This window comes from Nonomuraea sp. PA05 (genome assembly GCF_008086045.1).
GTDB classification, from domain to species: Bacteria; Actinomycetota; Actinomycetes; order Streptosporangiales; family Streptosporangiaceae; genus Nonomuraea; species Nonomuraea monospora.
Genome location: NZ_VSEY01000032.1, coordinates 61,679 through 77,688, shown reverse-complemented (window position 1 = coordinate 77,688; position 16,010 = coordinate 61,679). Strand labels below are relative to the sequence as shown.

General features: G+C 70.0%; 14 protein-coding genes and 1 pseudogene. 4 read left to right on the top strand and 11 right to left on the bottom strand.

From position 1 onward, the window contains the following. Nucleotides 1-6: 6 nt before the first annotated feature. The 7 genes from FXF51_RS40340 to FXF51_RS40305 all read right to left on the bottom strand — a co-directional run bounded on the left by FXF51_RS40340 (nt 7) and on the right by FXF51_RS40305 (nt 7,581). Entirely contained in the window at nt 7-837 is an 831-nt protein-coding gene (locus FXF51_RS40340) for an SDR family oxidoreductase (RefSeq protein WP_148440043.1), read from the bottom strand. A gap of 12 nt (nt 838-849) precedes the next feature. Continuing rightward, nucleotides 850-1,278 (bottom strand): hypothetical protein, encoded by a 429-nt coding sequence (locus tag FXF51_RS40335; protein WP_148440042.1) that lies wholly within the window; start codon nt 1,276-1,278, stop codon nt 850-852. 11 nt (nt 1,279-1,289) lie between these two features. Then, nucleotides 1,290-3,104 carry an ABC transporter ATP-binding protein gene (locus tag FXF51_RS40330; protein WP_148440041.1) on the bottom strand — a complete coding sequence of 605 codons (1,815 nt, stop codon included), beginning with the start codon at nt 3,102-3,104 and terminating at the stop codon, nt 1,290-1,292. Beyond that, a complete protein-coding gene (locus FXF51_RS40325; protein WP_148440040.1) occupies nt 3,104-3,976 on the bottom strand; it encodes an ABC transporter permease in 873 nt (290 codons plus the stop codon). The genes FXF51_RS40330 and FXF51_RS40325 overlap by 1 nt, the downstream gene beginning before the upstream one ends. A gap of 1 nt (nt 3,977) precedes the next feature. Then, nucleotides 3,978-4,928, bottom strand: coding sequence for an ABC transporter permease (locus tag FXF51_RS40320; protein WP_148440039.1), 951 nt, complete (start codon nt 4,926-4,928; stop codon nt 3,978-3,980). After that, nucleotides 4,925-6,517: an ABC transporter substrate-binding protein gene (locus FXF51_RS40315; protein ID WP_187414834.1), complete on the bottom strand. Its 1,593-nt coding sequence runs from the start codon at nt 6,515-6,517 to the stop codon at nt 4,925-4,927. The genes FXF51_RS40320 and FXF51_RS40315 overlap by 4 nt, the downstream gene beginning before the upstream one ends. 719 nt (nt 6,518-7,236) lie before the next feature. Beyond that, complete coding sequence (locus FXF51_RS40305) at nt 7,237-7,581, bottom strand: DoxX family protein (RefSeq protein ID WP_148440037.1); 345 nt, start codon at nt 7,579-7,581, stop codon at nt 7,237-7,239. 345 nt (nt 7,582-7,926) lie between these two features. Between FXF51_RS40305 and FXF51_RS40300 the strand changes: the two genes are divergently transcribed. After that, nucleotides 7,927-8,841, top strand: coding sequence for a LysR family transcriptional regulator (locus tag FXF51_RS40300; RefSeq protein WP_148440036.1), 915 nt, complete (start codon nt 7,927-7,929; stop codon nt 8,839-8,841). Nucleotides 8,842-9,077: 236 nt separating this feature from the next. Next, nucleotides 9,078-10,622 carry a Gfo/Idh/MocA family protein gene (locus tag FXF51_RS40295; RefSeq protein WP_148440035.1) on the top strand — a complete coding sequence of 515 codons (1,545 nt, stop codon included), beginning with the start codon at nt 9,078-9,080 and terminating at the stop codon, nt 10,620-10,622. Nucleotides 10,623-10,825: 203 nt separating this feature from the next. Here FXF51_RS40295 and msrA read toward each other — a convergent pair whose 3' ends face one another. The 3 genes and pseudogenes from msrA to FXF51_RS40285 form a co-directional block, all read right to left on the bottom strand. Further along, a complete protein-coding gene (msrA, locus tag FXF51_RS40290) occupies nt 10,826-11,332 on the bottom strand; it encodes a peptide-methionine (S)-S-oxide reductase MsrA (protein ID WP_411268421.1) in 507 nt (168 codons plus the stop codon). Nucleotides 11,333-11,428: 96 nt separating this feature from the next. Beyond that, nucleotides 11,429-11,584 (bottom strand): annotated as a pseudogene (locus FXF51_RS63920) (peptide-methionine (R)-S-oxide reductase); the annotation flags it as partial. 83 nt (nt 11,585-11,667) lie between these two features. Continuing rightward, nucleotides 11,668-12,147, bottom strand: coding sequence for a PPOX class F420-dependent oxidoreductase (locus FXF51_RS40285; protein ID WP_148440033.1), 480 nt, complete (start codon nt 12,145-12,147; stop codon nt 11,668-11,670). Between the two features lie 355 nt (nt 12,148-12,502). Between FXF51_RS40285 and FXF51_RS40280 the strand changes: the two genes are divergently transcribed. Further along, on the top strand, nt 12,503-13,972 hold the full coding sequence (locus FXF51_RS40280) for a sensor histidine kinase (protein WP_187414833.1): 1,470 nt from the start codon (nt 12,503-12,505) through the stop codon (nt 13,970-13,972). A gap of 76 nt (nt 13,973-14,048) precedes the next feature. Further along, entirely contained in the window at nt 14,049-15,470 is a 1,422-nt protein-coding gene (locus tag FXF51_RS40275; protein ID WP_187414832.1) for a sensor histidine kinase, read from the top strand. Between the two features lie 51 nt (nt 15,471-15,521). Here the strand turns inward: FXF51_RS40275 and FXF51_RS40270 are convergent, their stop codons facing one another. Beyond that, nucleotides 15,522-16,004: an Lrp/AsnC family transcriptional regulator gene (locus FXF51_RS40270; protein ID WP_148440030.1), complete on the bottom strand. Its 483-nt coding sequence runs from the start codon at nt 16,002-16,004 to the stop codon at nt 15,522-15,524. Nucleotides 16,005-16,010 lie beyond the last annotated feature (6 nt).

Sequence of the window (16,010 nt, the reverse complement as noted above, 5' to 3'; positions counted from 1 at the left end):
ATGAGGCTACTGCGGGGGTGCCGGTGAGTTCGCGATCGCGTCCGCGAGCGACTTGTCGATGTCGTTCCTCCAGGTACGGAACACCTCGGCGTCGTAGGCGTGGGTGAAGACGGCGAAGTCGCGGGCCGTGATGGCGTCGGCGACGATCGGCCCGACGAGCTCGACGTCGATGGGCTCGCCCATCTCCGGCGGGAAGTACACCCAGTCGGCGATGCTCTCCCTCGGCGCGCCCGACACGCTCGCCGACTCCCCCAGGTTCGTCCGTACGCGCCCCGGGCACAGCACCGAGACGCCGACGCCGTGCGGCCGGAGATCGCGCGCGAGCGCCTCGGAGTATCCGTAGGCGGCGAACTTCGAGGTGATGTACGGCGCCGCGCCCCAGGCGAACGCCCAGATGCCCGCCACGGAAGCCGTGTTCACCACATGGCCGGAGCCCCGGGCGACCATCGCGGGGACGAACGCGCGGACGCCTCGCACCAGGCCGAGCACGTTGACGTCGATGATCCGCTGCAGATCGGCGACCTCCATGCGCCAGGCGGGCCCGAGCGTGGCGATGCCGGCGTTGTTGCACAGCACGTCGACCTGGCCGAAGCGGTCGATGACCGCGTCGTGCAGGCGTCCCACCTGCTCATCGCTGGTGACGTCGCAGGAGACGCCCAGGGCGTCGGCCCCCAGCGCCTCGATCGAGGCGACCGTCTCCTCGATCCGCGCCGCGTTGACGTCCGCGACGGCGACGGCCGCCCCGCGGCGGGCGAGCTCTTCCGCGATGGCGCGCCCGATCCCGCTGGCGCCGCCGGTGACGACGGCGACCTGCCCGTCGAAAGATTTGTCGTTCATCGGTCCCGGCTCCTATTTCGTTCGCTTCGCGATCTCGTCGTGCATGGTGACCAGCGCCGCCGCGATCCGCGGCGGGAGCTTCGACCGGTCGCCGAAGCTCCTCAGCCGGCCCTTGGTCTCGAGGTCCCGGACGATCTCCGGCAGCGCGGGGTCGGTGGAAAGGGCCCGGACCAGCCTGAGCACCCCCTCGTAGTCGGCCTCGATCCAGAACGTGGGGTCTGCGACGCGGCCGGGGCCGATCGCCACGGCCTTCTCACCGATCTCGACGTGCCACGTGAGCGTCGTCTCCCCGTGGGCGAGCAGATGAGCGGGCGGGTTCAGGTACTCCTCGTAGAAGGCGACCTGTACTCCCGTCACGTCGACGCCCTTGAGCGTCTCCTCGACGACCTCCCGCAGAGCGCTCATCCACTGCTCGCTCCCGGCCTCGAATCTCTCTGTCACCTGATTCCTCCTCATCGCCTGATCGCGGCTTCGCCCGCCGCGGGCAGGTCAAGCCATTCGGGTTCCGGGCGCGGGGCCGAGGCGAGCAACTCCGCCGTGTAGGGATCGGTGGGTGACTGGATGACGAGATCAGTGGCACCCGACTCCACGACGCGGCCGCCCCGCATCACGTAGATCCGCTCGGTGACCTGGCGGACGACGGAAAGGTCGTGGGTGATGAACAGATAGCCGATGCCCTGCTCGGCGCGCAGGCCGTTGAGCAGGTTGAGGATCTGGGCCTGGACGGAGACGTCGAGCGCCGACACCGATTCGTCGCAGATCAGGATCTTGGGTCTTGCCGCCAGAGCTCTGGCGATCGCGACCCGCTGCCGCATCCCGCCCGAGAGCGCCACCGGGCGCTGCCCGGCGACGGCCGCCGGGAGGCCGACGGAGGACAGCAGGCGATCGACCTCGGCGCCGACGTTCACGTCCTTCGCGGCGTAGGTCGAGACCGCCTCCGCGAGGGTCCAGCCGATGCTCCGCATCGGGTTCAGGCTCGAGTACGGGTCCTGGAAGACGATCTGGACCGTGCCGCGGACCCTGCGCAGGTCGGCCCGGCTCAGCTTGGCCCAGTCGCCGACGTCGACGCCGGCGATCGTCAGGGTTCCGCTCGTCGCCTGTTCGAGCCCCACCAGCACCCGCGCGAGCGTCGTCTTGCCCGAGCCGGACTCCCCCACCACGCCGATGCTCTCGCCCTCGCCGATCTGGAGGGAGACGTCCTTGAGCGCCTGGAAGGCGCCGAAGGTCTTGGACAGGTCCCGCACGGAGATGACCGGCGCGCTGGGCTGCGGGCTCTCGACGGGGGGCGCCTGCGCGGCGGCCCGCTGCCGCAGCGCGGCCATGTGCGGCCGCACCTCGGGGAGGCGGACGCAGGCGGACCATCGATCCCGCGCGACCTCGGTCAGCGGTGGATCGCCCTGCCGGCAGGCGTGGTCGGTCCAGGTGCAGCGGGGTGCGAACACACAGCCTCCGGCCACCTCGTCCGGCGCGGACACCGAGCCGGGGATGGCGACGATCTCGCCGACCCGCCGATCGATGCGGGGCTCGGACAGCAGGAGCGCCTGGCTGTAGGGGTGCAGCGGCTCGGCGTCGAGATCCGCGGCGTCGGCTGCCTCGACGACGGATCCGGCGTAGAGGACGTAGACCCGGTCGCACATGGCGAAGGCGACCCTCAGGTCGTGCGTGATGAGGACCAGGCTCATGCCGCGCGCGGCCTGGATCCGCTTCATCAGGGCGAGGATGGCCCGCTGGGTCGTCATGTCGAGTGCGGTGGACGGCTCGTCAGCGATCAGCACCCTCGGGTCGCGGGCGAGCGCGGCGGCGATGGCGACGCGCTGCCGCATCCCGCCCGACAGCTGGAACGGGTAACGATCGGCGACCGCGGGATCCTGGATGCCCACCTCGGCGAGCCTGCGGACGGCCTCCTGCCTCCGCTCCCTGCGGCTTCCGCGGTGACCGAGCGATTCGCCGATGATGTCGCCGCAGCGCATGACCGGGTTGAGCATGGTGAACGGGTCCTGCATGATCAGCCCGATCTCCTGCCCCCTGATCGACCGCCGCCACTGCCGCTCGGTGAGGGAGAGCAGGTCGCGGCCGCCGTAGCTGACCTCACCTGTCGCCGTGAGGCCGGGCGGGAGCAGCCCGGTGGCCGCCCGGACGGTGATCGACTTGCCGCTGCCTGATTCGCCGACGACGCCGACGGTCTCTCCTGGCTTCACGGTCAGGTCGATGCCGGACACGAGGGTTCTGTCCCCGTGCGTGATACGAAGATCGGAGATGGAAAGCATCAGCGTGTCCCCCGATTCGACAGCCGCTCGTAGAGCCAGTCCCCGATGAGGTTCGTCGAGGTGGCCGTAAGGACGATCATCAGTCCGGGAGCGAGCGCCGCGATCGGGTTGTCGAACAGCAGCGCCTGGCTCTCGGAGAGCATGAGGCCCCAGTCGGGAGCGCCGGGCGGGACGCCCAGGCCCAGGAACGACATCGCGGCCAGGACTCCGAGCGAGCTCGCGAACACCAGGAAGCTGTTCGCCACGGAGACCGGGGAGACGTTCGGCCAGATGTGCAGCAGCATGATGCGGCGGTCCGGGACGCCGAGAGTCTTGGCCGCCTCCACGTACGGCCTCGGCACCTGCTCCAGGGTCGCTCCGCGCACCACGCGGGTGTCGAGCGGCACGGTGAGCACCATCAGGATGGCGACCGTCGGCCAGTAGCCCGCGCCGACCGCACCGACCGCGACGATCAGTACGAGCAGCGCCGGGATCGCCCACATGAAGTCGACCCAGCGCATGATGAGCGCGTCCACGCGGCCGCCGCGGTAACCGGCCAGCAGGCCCAGGCCGTTGCCCAGGACGAACGATCCCACGGCGATGGCCAGCGGGCCGAGGAACGCCGACCGGGCGCCCGTGATGACCCTGGAGAAGGTGTCTCGCCCGAGGATGTCCGTGCCCAGCCAGTGCTGCCCGGACGGCATGGCCATGATGTCGCCCAGGTTCTGCGCATCGGGGTCGTGCGGGACGAGGAGCGGGCCGAACAGCGCCATCACCACGATGGCGCCCACCAGGCCGAAGCACAGCCCGATGATCGGCCCGGGCGCCTTGCGCCTCCGCTTCGCCCGGACCGCCACCGGCGGTCGGCCGGCGGCGAGGTTCACACCGGCCATGTCAGGTCCCCATCCGGATACGCGGGTCGACCGCCATGTAGATGAGGTCGGTGAGGAGGTTGGCGCCCATGACGAGCGCCGCCGTCAGCAGTGTCACTCCCTGGATCATCGGGATGTCCTCGGCCACCGCCGACTTGACGAGCAACTGACCGATCCCCTCGACCGAGAACGTCACCTCGACGAGCACCGCCCCGATGACCAGGGAGGTGAGGACGAGCCCGCTGACAGTGATGACCGGGATGAGGGCGTTGCGCAGGGAGTACCGGAAGAGGATCCGCGGGACGGACAGGCCCCGCGCGCGGGCGAAGACGATGTAGTCCTGGTCCAGGACCCTGGCTATCGACGATCGGGTGTGCTTGACGACCAGGGCGCAGGTCGCCGTGGCGAGCGCGATCGCGGGCAGGGTGAGGTGCCAGAGCGTGTCGAGCCCGCCGGCTCCCTGGCCGAACACCGGGAACCAGGGGATCTGGATCGCGAACGCGTACAGCAGGACGACGGCCGCGACGAACGCCGGCGTCGACATCCCGACGACCACCCCGCCCACGACCGCCCGATCGACCGGGCCGCCGCGCTTGACCGCCGCGAGGATGCCGAGGCCCACTCCGCTGACCATGGTGATGACGAACGCGTAGAGACCCAGCAGCAGCGAGGTCGGCAGGCGGGACGCGATCTCCTCCGACACCGGCAGCGTGGTCTGGATCGACGTGCCGAAGTCGAGGCGCACCGCGTCGGAGAGCCAGATCCAGTACTGCTCCATGAAGGGCCTGTCCAGGTGGAACTCCCTGGTCAGCGCCTGCACCGTCTCGGGAGAGCGGGGCCTCGGGCCGAGCAGGGAGTCGATCGGGTTGCCCGGTGCCAGGTGCAGGAGGGCGAAGACCACGAACGAGACCACCGTGAGCAGCACGGCCATGCCCGCCAGCCGCCGGCCGACGAAGACGAGGCGCCCTGTCATCGCGCGTATCCGATCCCCAGCGCCCAGGGCCGGTCGAGCGCGAAGAACCCGTTGAAGGTCGGCCAGGAATACCGGCTGGACAGCGCCAGTGTCGCCTCGGGCAGGAACAGCGGCACGAAGGGCACGTTGTCGGCGAACTCCCTGTTGAGCTGCGCGTAGATGTCGAGGCGCTCGGCGGCTTCCGTCGTCGCGAAGCCGTCCGCGATGAGCTTGTCCACCTTGGGGCTGCTCCAGTTCGTCGTGTTGAACTTGCCTTCGGCCGCGTTCGCGCTCCCGATGGCGAAGTCGTAGGCGGCGCCGGGGTCGGCGGAGGTGCCGCCTACGGTGGTGACGAAGGACGGGACGGCCTTGCGGTCGGGGCCGATGACCTTGGCGACGGCGGCGCTCGGCGGCTGCACCTCGAGCTTGGCGCGGATGCCGATCTTGCCGAGCTGCGCGACGACCGCCTGGCTGACGTTCCTGAAGGCGCTCGAATCTCCCGAGGTGAGGGTGACGTCCACGCCGTCGGGGAACGCCGACTTGGCCATCTCCGCCTTCGCCTTGGCCAGGTCGTGCGGGTAGGTGGGCACGTCCGCGAGCGCCTGCTCGACCTCCTGCGCCGAGCCGAGCTGCTCAAGGAGCTTGGGCGGGATGAAGTAGTCCGACGGCTTGGCGTAACCGCCCCAGGCCTCGATGAGGGACTGCTTGTCGAGCGCGTAGGCGACGGCGCGCCGTACGTGCAGGTCGTTCCACGGCGGGACGAGCGTGTTCATCGAGAACTGGCCGAACGAGCGCGTGTCCGGGGCCGTGACGAGCTTGGTGTTCGCCGTGGAGGCGAAGGCGCGGTTTCCCTGGGGGAAGTAGACGTCGAGCTGCTTGGCGCGGAACGCGGTGGCCGCGCTGGTCTCGCTGGAGAAGAACGTCCAGGTGATGCCCTGGATGGGCACGCGGCCACCCCAGTAGGCCGGGTTGGCGGAGAGCTTCGCGGCGCTGGTGGGGTCGAACGTGTCGAGCTTCCAGGGGCCGGTGCCGACGACGCCCGTTCCGGGCTGGCCGTAGGTGGGCTTGTTCTTCTCGTAGAAGCTCTTCTCGAAGATCCCCAGCTGATTGCGTGCGGGAACCAGCGCCCATGCGGCGTTGGGTTCGCTCAGGGTGACGCGGACCGTGTACCTGTCGGTCGCCTCGATGCTCTTCAACGCGGGCGGGAAGTTGTAGGCGTTCGTCGATCCCGGCTGCCGGTAGACGTTGAGCGCGTACGCGGCGTCCTCGGCTGTCAGCTCGTTCCCGCTGGAGAACTTGACGCCCTTGCGCAGCCGGTAGACGTAGGTGGTCGGCGTGGACTGCTCCCACGACTCCGCGAGCCAGGGCTTCAGCTCACCGCTCGGATCGCGGATCAGCAGCGGCTCGAGCACGAGGTTTCCCAGGCCGTGATAGCCGAAGGCGCTCTTGGTGTAGTCGAGGGTGGGGACCGACGCCGAGCCGACCCGCAACTGTGCGATGGCCTGACCTGCCGCGCCGGAGCCGCCGCTGTTCGCGCCCGTCCCGCAGCCCGCGGTGACGAGAGCGACTGAGACCATGACGCCGACCATGACCTGGGTTCGCTTGATCATGGCGGTCTCCCTTCCTTGAGGACTTCTCCGTGTCCGGCGAGGCACTGTCGCGTATCGGCGGACACTACAGACGTACGCATGGGTGTAAGTCCTGGCAGGGCCGTTACCACGTCGCACGTGATCGATGATTGCCCGTGACGGCCGGAGGGTCGATCGACAGCCGCAGGAAATGGCAGGCCGGGTTTTCGACGGTTCGCGCATGCCCGTCGCCGGCAGCGGGCCACCGGGCCTTCCTCCGGTATGACGGCAGCGCGCCGGCCGGGGGCACCGCCTCCGCGTTGATCACGCTACAGTGCCCGGGCCTCCTGTTCACGACCCGGCCGCCGAACAAGGTCGGCGGCCGCCCCGGGCCACTGCGGGTGGCCGAAGGTGAAACCCGCCCCGAGCAGCCGGCCGGGCACGAACCCGACCTCATCCAGGGCGATCCTCCCGTCCTGGCCGAAGGCGACACGCCCGACCCACGGCGTGGGCGCACGGGTGCGGCACCGGTTGTGGCGGCCGGGACTGGGCCGGTGGCGCGCCGGGCCGGCGCGGACCCCTGTCCGTAGAGCGACCGTACAGAAGGTCATCAACGAGCCGGACGAGGCCGCGGCCCAGCACGACCGGAGGGCACCTCCCGCAGCCTCGACACCGACGGCGCGGCCCGGGAGCACGGTCGCCGCGGCGGGGTCGGCCGCTTGCCTCTCGTGTCGACCAGACCGCCCCCAGCGCCAGCGGAGTCAGACCAGGCCCAGGAACAGGGTGGCCGCGACCGGGGCGAGGTACAGAACGGGAAAGACGACCGTCCTGTACGAACGGGCCCTCAGCACCGTGATGACGGCGCCCAGGAAGTACACCACCAGACCGATCCCGGCCGCGACGCCGATCGCAGGCACCGCCAGCCCTACGAGCAGGCCCACCGCGCCTGCGGCCTTGGCCACGCCCAGCCACGGCCACCAGGACTCGGGCACCCCGTACGCGATCAGCGGCTCGGCGACGAAGCCTGCCCGACGCAGCAGCGAGAAGCCCGAGAAACCGACCCAGGCGGCGGTCAGCACGGTGACGACAATGAGAATGGTGGACATTCGATCTCCTTGAGAGTTGAATCACGACCACTGGTACGGATCATGGACATGCGGCGACACTTCAGCGGCACGAGTCCGCAGTGAGGCCCGTCAGGCTTGATCACCGTCCGCGCCCGTACCTGCGATGCGCTGCCCGAGGTCATCCGTCGGGCGAGTGGCGGCATGGCCGCCCCTGTGGTCGGGGCGCAGGGGTGGGGACGACGAGATTCGTCCCGAGAACAGGACGTTCACGACGGCTCCTTGGCAACGGGGTGTGTACTACCAGGTTCGGGCCTGCCCGCGTGGTGAACAACGACGATTCCCGCCACGGATCGATTAGCGATAGGTTCACGATCGGGGGGCAAGATGGAGCTGCGGGACATCGAGATTTTTCTGACGCTGGCCGAGGAGCTGCACTTCGGCCGTACCGCCGAACGCCTGCACGTGACACCGTCGCGGGTGAGCCAAGCGATCAAGAAGCAGGAGCGCCGGGTCGGCGCCGCGCTGTTCGCTCGCAGTAGCCGGCACGTGGAGCTGACCCCGATCGGCCGCCGCCTTTTCGAGGACCTCCAGCCGATGTACCTCGGCATGCGCGAGGGCCTCGACCGCGCCGCCCGCGCCGCCCGGGGAAAGACCCAGGTCCTGCGCATCGGCATGACCAACGCCAACCACCAGGACCTGCGCCCGCTGCTGGACGCCTTCGAGGCCGGCCGTCCCACCTGCGACGTGAACATCCGCCACGTCGACTTCAACGATCCCTTCGGGCCGCTGCGAACGGGGGCCGTCGACGTGCAGGTCGCCTGGCTGCCCGTCCGGGAGGCCGATCTCACCGCGGGCCCGGTCGTGTACATCGAACCGGTGGTCCTGGCAGTCGGCGCCTGCCACCGGCTGGCGGCCCGGACCTCGGTCTCCTACGAGGATCTGGCCGACGAGGTCGTCATGGGCGGCGCGCGGCCGGATTACTGGCGCGAGGCGCTCGTCCCCCGGCGCACCCCGAGCGGACGGCTGATCCCGATCGGTCCCATCGTCAACAACTCGGCGGAGATGCTTCCCCTGCTCTCCAATGGAGAGGCCGTGTCGCCCGCCCACGCCCACGCCGCCCGCTACTTCCCGCGTCCCGACATCACCTACGTGCCCATCCACGACGCACCGCCCGCACGATGGGCGCTGATCTGGCGCACCGCCGCCCAGTCCGACCTTGTCCGGGACCTCGCCCACACCGCCACCCGCCTCGGCCCGATCATGTCCCCCGAACTCACGGATCGCGCCATCCACCCCTGAACGGTCAGCACGGCACGAACCTCCCGCTCGCTCTCCGGCATCGTCGGCTTCGGTGCCCTGGTCGCCGGTGGCCCGGCCTGGGGCCTCGCCGCCGCAGGGTGCTGCTGCCCGCCCCGCGAACGCCGCTCGTGTGATGCGCGCCTCTCTTGCCCCCCGGCAGCGGACGATCGATACTGCCCACTACCGGGGGGAAAGCGCCAGGCACCATCACCGTCCACGACCAGGGAGTGATCGCTATGGCCTCTCCGCGCCGCTACGTCCCCTCACGCCGCGACCTGCTGAGGTCCGGCATCTCGCTCGGCGCCGCCACGGGTGTCGCCGGCGTCGGCACCGCCGACGCCTCGGCCGCCTGGGAGCCGCCGCGCGCCCAGGGCGAGCGCAGCATGGTGAACGTGCCGTTCGAGGGTTTCGAGAACGTCCGCGTCGGGCTCATCGGCCTCGGCAACCGGGGCGGGAGCCAGGACGTGCGCTGGGGCGCCGTCTCCACCGTCACCGCCGTGTGCGACATCCGTCAGGAACGGGTCAGCCGCACCATCGCCCGCATCATGCAGCAGGGTTTCCAGGACGTCGAGCCGGTCGGCTACTCCGCGGGCGAGCAGGACTTCCTCAAGCTCGTCCAGCGCGACGACATCGACCTGATCTACATCGCCACGCCGTGGGAATGGCACTACCCGCAGGCCGCGGCGGCCATGGAGCACGGCAAGCACGTCGCCGTCGAGCTGCCGATCTCCCCGCACCTGGACGAGATCTGGAGCCTGGTGCGCACGTCCGAGCGGACCCGCAAGCACTGCATGCTCCTGGAGAACGTCAACTACTTCCGTCCCGAGCTGCAGATGTTCAACATGGTCCAGGCGGGGCTCTTCGGCGACCTGCAGCACGGCTCCGGCGGCTACGTCCACGACCTGCGCTGGCCGTACCTGTTCGGCGGCGCCTACCACCCCGAGTACTGGCGGCGGCGCTGGCAGACCCGGATGAACGCCCTGCACTACCCGATGCACGGCCTGGGACCGGTCTCGGCCGCCATGGGCATCAACCGCGGGGACCGCTTCGACGAGCTGGTCGCCGTCGCCTCCCTGCCCAAGGCGCTGGCCCTGTTCCGCGAGGAGGACCCGCGGGTGACCCCGGACCACTCGTCCTGGCAGGACAAGCCGTACATCTCGGGCGACCGGCACACCTGCTTCGTCACCACCGCCCGAGGCCGGTTCATCCGGGTCGAACACGACGTGAACTCCCCCCACCCGTACACCAGGGAGACCACGCTCACCGGCACGCGCGGCTCGATCGAGCTCGACAACGCCCGGGTCTACCTCGAATCGCTCGGCCACGACGACCACACCTGGCGGACCGGCAGCGCCTACACCGCCATCCGCCAGCAGTACGACCACTGGTTATGGCCGTTGCTGGAAAGGCTGGCCGACCAGTACGGCGGGCACGGCGGCGGCGACTTCGTCTCCATCTTCCGCCTCGTGCAGTTGATGCGGCTCGGCATGACGCCCGACATCGACGTCTACGACTCGGCGGCGTGGTGCTCGGTGATCCCGCTCAGCCACGAGTCGCTGAGGTCCGGACGCCTGCGTCCGGTGAAGGTGCCCGACTTCACCCGCGGCCATTGGAAGGAGGCCCGCCCCACCTTCGACCGCCCCCAACCGGAGGACCCGCAGCTCAGGGCCGGGTCGACCGCCGGCCGGCGCGCCACCGGGATCATCGAGCCGGGCAGCAGCGAGGCGAACGGGGACGCCGATCCCGCACCGGGCGCCCGCAGCGGCCCGGACGGCCAGTGACCCGAGGCAGTGCACCTGACGCCTTGCGCCGACGCCCCTGACGCCTTGTGCCGACGCTCCTGACGCCTTCTGCCGGTGCCCCTGACGCCTTCTGCCGGTGCCCCTGACGCCTTCTGCCGACGCCCCGTGCGCGGCAGACCCGGCGTGCCGACCGCGCCGAAGCCGCGTCGGCGCGCGGACCCGGGGTCCACGCGCCGGAGACGTCAGGCCTTTTCCCGCTTCGGGAGCTTCCACCCGGGACGGGGGAAATGGCAGGTGTAGCCGTTGGGGTACTTCTGCAGGTAGTCCTGGTGCTCGGGCTCGGCCTCCCAGAAGTCGCCCGCCGGGGTGACCTCCGTGACGACCTTGCCCGGCCACAGGCCCGAAGCGTCGACGTCGGCGATCGTGTCCTCGGCGACCCGCTTCTGCTCATCGTTGGTGTAGAAGATCGCCGAGCGGTAACTGGTACCGATGTCGTTGCCCTGGCGGTCCTTCGTCGAGGGGTCGTGCACCTGGAAGAAGAACTCGAGCAGCGCACGGAAGTCGGTCTTGTCGGGGTCGTAGACGACCTCGATGGACTCCGCGTGGGTGCCGTGGTTGCGGTAGGTGGCGTTCGGGACGTCGCCGCCGCTGTAGCCGACGCGCGTGGACACGACTCCGGGCTGGTGGCGGAACAACTCCTCCATGCCCCAGAAGCAGCCGCCGGCGAGGATCGCCTTTTCGGTGGTCACGTCGTCTCCCAACTTGTCGTTGATGTCACTCGTGCACAGGGTCCGGTAGTCCCCATACCCTTCCCGCTCCAGGTCACCGCGGTGGATGAACCGCAACGACGCGGAGTTGATGCCATGGCGCGCCCTGGCTGGAGGACCGTCGTCGAGGACGTGACCGAAGTGGGTGTCGCCGTGCAGCGAGCGGACCTCCACCCGGATCATTCTGTGACTCAAGTCCTTACGTTCGACCACGTTCGTCTTGGACGCGGAGATAGAGACACTCCACGGGCCGCGTCTATTCCTGGGGACGCCGCACGATCGAGTCCAGGTTTCGGCGTCGATGGACTGCCGGGCCCTTATGCCTGGGCGGAGATGTCCAGAGCCGTCCCGTACAGACGCGAGACGTGCAGCCTGATCACGACGCGGCGTTCGTCCACCAATTGCCGGAGAAAAGCGGCCTCCTCCGCCGGGTCCTCGAAGCCTGGGGTGAGCGCCAGCAGTTCCCTGCCGATCGCGTCCCCGGGTTCGGTGGTTTCCTCTGAGACCTCCGCATCGCCCTCGGCGACAGCGAAGGACCAGACGTCCGGCCCGTTCACGTGCAGGGCGACGCGGGGGTTGGCGCGTACGTGACGCGCCTTGAGCCGGTCTGCGGTGGTGGAGATCCGGACGATCCGCTCGCGGGGCTCCCAGTGGTACAGAACGGTGGACAGATGCGGGTGGCCGCTGCGTTTCACCGTGGCCAGCGCGCCGAACTGCTGGTCGCCGAGCAGGCGGGTGAGTTCGTCGTCGGCGAGGATGCGGGGCGCAGGACCGGCGCCCTTCTCGTTGTCGGCCATAGGAATCAATCCCTGTCGTCGCGGGGGTGTGAACGGATCAGGAGAAACCATAGCAGATAGTTTTGTTGCAGACGATCCATTAAAGGACTAGTCGGGGTGCGGGGCAGGGCGTCACTCCGCACATAAACGGTCAAAGTTCGACAAGAGATGGCATGTCACGCGAATGGCGCTGAAGCTGTCATCCTGCGTCCCGCCGGGAAGTACGAGCGATCCATGCCGCCGCACCCGAAGGTAACGGCAGCGTCCCTGCTCAAGCGCCCCGCATGACGTCATGAGCACGCCGGCGTTCCAGGGGCTGTCCCTTCTCGCCCACCAGCACAGCGCTGACAGTGTCCGAAGAAGGGACGCAGGGCACATGAGCATCGACAGACCGGGCCGGTTGTACCCGCGTTCGCTGCGCGCCCGCTTCGCCCTGGCCGCGGGGGCGTTGTCCCTGGTCGTTCTCACGGTGGTCGGCGCACTCGCGGCGTACGGCGTCCGCAACAGAGTCGCGGCGGACATCTCCGAGCAGGTCCATGTGGCCGTCGTCGACTGGGTCAGCAGGATGCGCCCCGGCTACCTTCCGCCGCCGAATCCGGCCAGGCCGACCGCGCGAGACCGGTATCTCCAGCTCGTCGACTCCCGCGGGCGTGTGGTGGTCGCCAACGCCGCCGCGGCCGGAAAGGCGCCGCTGAGCACGCTCAAGCCGGCAGCCGGTCACGGCATGCAGGACATCACCGTCTGCCCGCCCTGGAGCGAGGGCGAATGCCTGCTGGTCACCGCCCTGCGGCTCGATCCCCGGATGCCGGATGCGCCGCTGCCGGGCGGGGTGCACTACATCTACGCGGGCACGGTGCAACCCGTCGTCGTGGCCAGGTACTACCTGGAGGCGGGGTTCGGCGCCGCGGTGCTGATCGGGTCGCTGGTGGCCGCCTGGGGCACCTGGATGGTGGTCGGCCGGACCCTGCGCCCGGTGCGGGCGATCAGCACGAAGATGCGCGAGGCCACGGCACGGGACTTGAGCATCAGGGTTCCGACGCCGCCGCACGAGGACGAGATCGCCGAGTTCGCGCGCGCCTCCAACGCCTACCTCGATCGGCTGGAGAAGTCGGTGACCGCCTACCGCCGGTTCGCCTCCATGGTCTCGCACGAGCTGAGGTCCCCGGTCACCGCGCTGCGCATCCAGGCGGAGGAGGCGCTCATGTACTTCAGGGAAGTGGACACGCACGCCGCCCTGCAGAACACGCTGCGCAGCGCGGAACGCCTTGAGGCGATCATCGATGACCTGCTGGCCTACACCCGGGTCAAGCACGGTGCCGCCGCCGAGGCGTACCAGCCGCTCAGCCTGGCCGCTCTGGCCAGGGACGAGGTGTCCGCGCTGCCGCGCGACGGCATCCCGATCCGGCTGCGGGCGGTCAGCGATCCGACGGTGGACGGCTCGCGTGTGCAACTGGCCCGCGTGCTGAACAATCTGCTGGCCAACGCGCGACGGCACGCTCATTCTCACGTCGAGGTGACTGTCGGGCAGGACGGCCGGCAGGCCGTGGTGACCGTGCAGGACGATGGCGCGGGCGTCGCCGCCGAAGATCGCAAGCGCATCTTCCAGCCCTTCGTCCGGCTGACGGACGGGCTGCGCCTGGACCCTGGCGGCAGCGGGCTCGGCCTGGCCATCAGCAGGGAGACGTGCCAGGCCCATGGCGGGTCCCTGTCGGTCGAGGACTGTCCGATCGGCGCGCGGTTCGTCGTCCGCCTGCCGCTGGCAGCGGCCGTCAGAGAACCCGCGGGGCCCGGATCCGAATCGGACGGCGGGCGCGGATCAGCGGGGCGGCGAAAGAGGTCTTGGTGAGGTGTTGGCCTCGTTCATGCCGTCATCAGAGCGGCGCGTGCACCTCCCGCTACGGCACATGTGCTCGACTGGCCCCATGAACGCTTGGCACGATTGGCCGATCACCAAGCGCGTCACCCTGTTCGCCGGGGCGATGGCGGCGCTGCTGTCCGCCATGCTGGCCGCCGCGGTGATGCTGGCGATCCACCGCTACGCCACGGAAGACCGGATGAGCGAGATCGCCGCGGACGGTGGCCGCGTGGCGTACGAGGTCGAGCACGACCAGGTACGCACACCTCTGGTGGAGCACGCCGACCGCAACGTGCAGATCGTGGACGCCACGGGCACCGTGGTCGCCTCGACACCGCAACTGCGGGGCCGCCCGCCGATGGCCGGCTTCACCCCCATCCCCCGGACCGTGTCCACCGGTGTCGTCTGCGGCGGGCTGTTCGCGGGCCAGGGCTGCCACATCGTGGTCGCGCAGTCGGCCTACCGGCAGGGACAGGACTGGATCGTCTACAGCTCGGGCCCGACGGTCCCGCCGTATGTCACCCCGTGGCTGGCCGCGACCGTGCTCGGCGTCGCGGTGTTGATGGCCGTGGCGATCACCACGCTCGGCCATCGAATCGTCACCACCGCCCTGCGGCCGGTGACCGCCATCCGCGCGGAACTGGACACGATCAGCGAGACCTCCGACCGCCGGGTCCCGCTCCCGCCGAGCCACGACGAGATCTACGACCTGGCCGGCAGCGTGAACCGCACCCTGGCCCGGCTGCAGGCCGCGATGGGCCAGCAGCGTCACTTCACCTCCAACGCCTCGCACGAGCTGCGCACCCCGATCGCGGCGATCCGCGCGGAGGTCGAAGACGCCCTGTACGCGCCCGAGGACACCACCGTGCCGAGGCTGAGCCGCACTGTTCTGGCAAGTCTCGACCGCATCGAGGCGATCGTGGGCGATCTGCTGGACATCGCCCGCATGGAGGCGGACCAGCCGCTCCAGCGCGAGCCGATCGACCTGGCCGCGTTCGTGACCGGGCAGTGCGGCGACCGCCGTGACACGCCCCTGAACGTCACCTGCGACCTGGAGCCCGATGCGGTGGTGAGCGCCGACCGGGCCGCGCTGTCCCGGCTGCTCGGCTCCCTCCTCGACAACGCCGAGCGGCACGCCGCCTCCACCGTCACGATCACCGTCCGCCGCGAGCCCTGGGCCGGGCAGAACGCCGTACGCTCACCCCACGGGGTCGCCCGCCTGGAGGTGCTCGACGACGGGCCGGGCATCGAGCCGGACAAGCGTGAGATGGTCTTCCAGCGCTTCGCCCGCCTGGACACCGCCCGCGACCGGGACGCCGGCGGCACCGGCCTGGGGCTGACGGTCGCCCGCCAGATCGCGCAGGCGCACGGCGGCACCCTCGACCTCGACGACAGCAGCAGCGGCGCGCGGTTCGTCCTGCTCCTGCCGCTGATGTCCGACGCGCAGGCGTTCGCCGGCGGACGCGAGAAGGACCGCCACCCGAGCTGAGCCGAGAGCGTGGCGCGGCCGCGGCCCGCGTGGTCCGGCCTGCGCGGGCGCTCACTCCAGGGGCAGCGGGCGGCGCGGCACGGGCGCGGTGTGGATGAGGGACGTGGTCGTCTGGCCGTACGGGGTGAACAGGTCGAGGATCGGCTCGAGCTCGTCGACCGTCCGCAGGTGCATCGTGAAGTAGAAGCAGTCGTCGCCGGTCATCCGGTAGCACTCGACGATCTGGGGAACCTCCTGGGCGATCTTGGAGATGCGCTGGAGCTCCCTGATCGCCGGCCGGATGCGCACCATCACCGTCACCGGGAAGCCCAGGGCCCGCGGATCGACCTCGGCGCGATAGCCGACGATCACCCCGTTCTCCTCCAGCCGCTGGACTCTGTCGGCCACCGCCGGCGCCGACAGGGCGACCCGGCGGCCCAGCTCGGCGAAGCTCACCCGGGCGTCGGCCTGCAGCTCGGTGAGGATACGAAGGTCGAGGGCGTCGATTTCCCTCGGTTCGTAAGTCCGCTCGGGCCGGATTCTACGATTCGCCATTCTCCT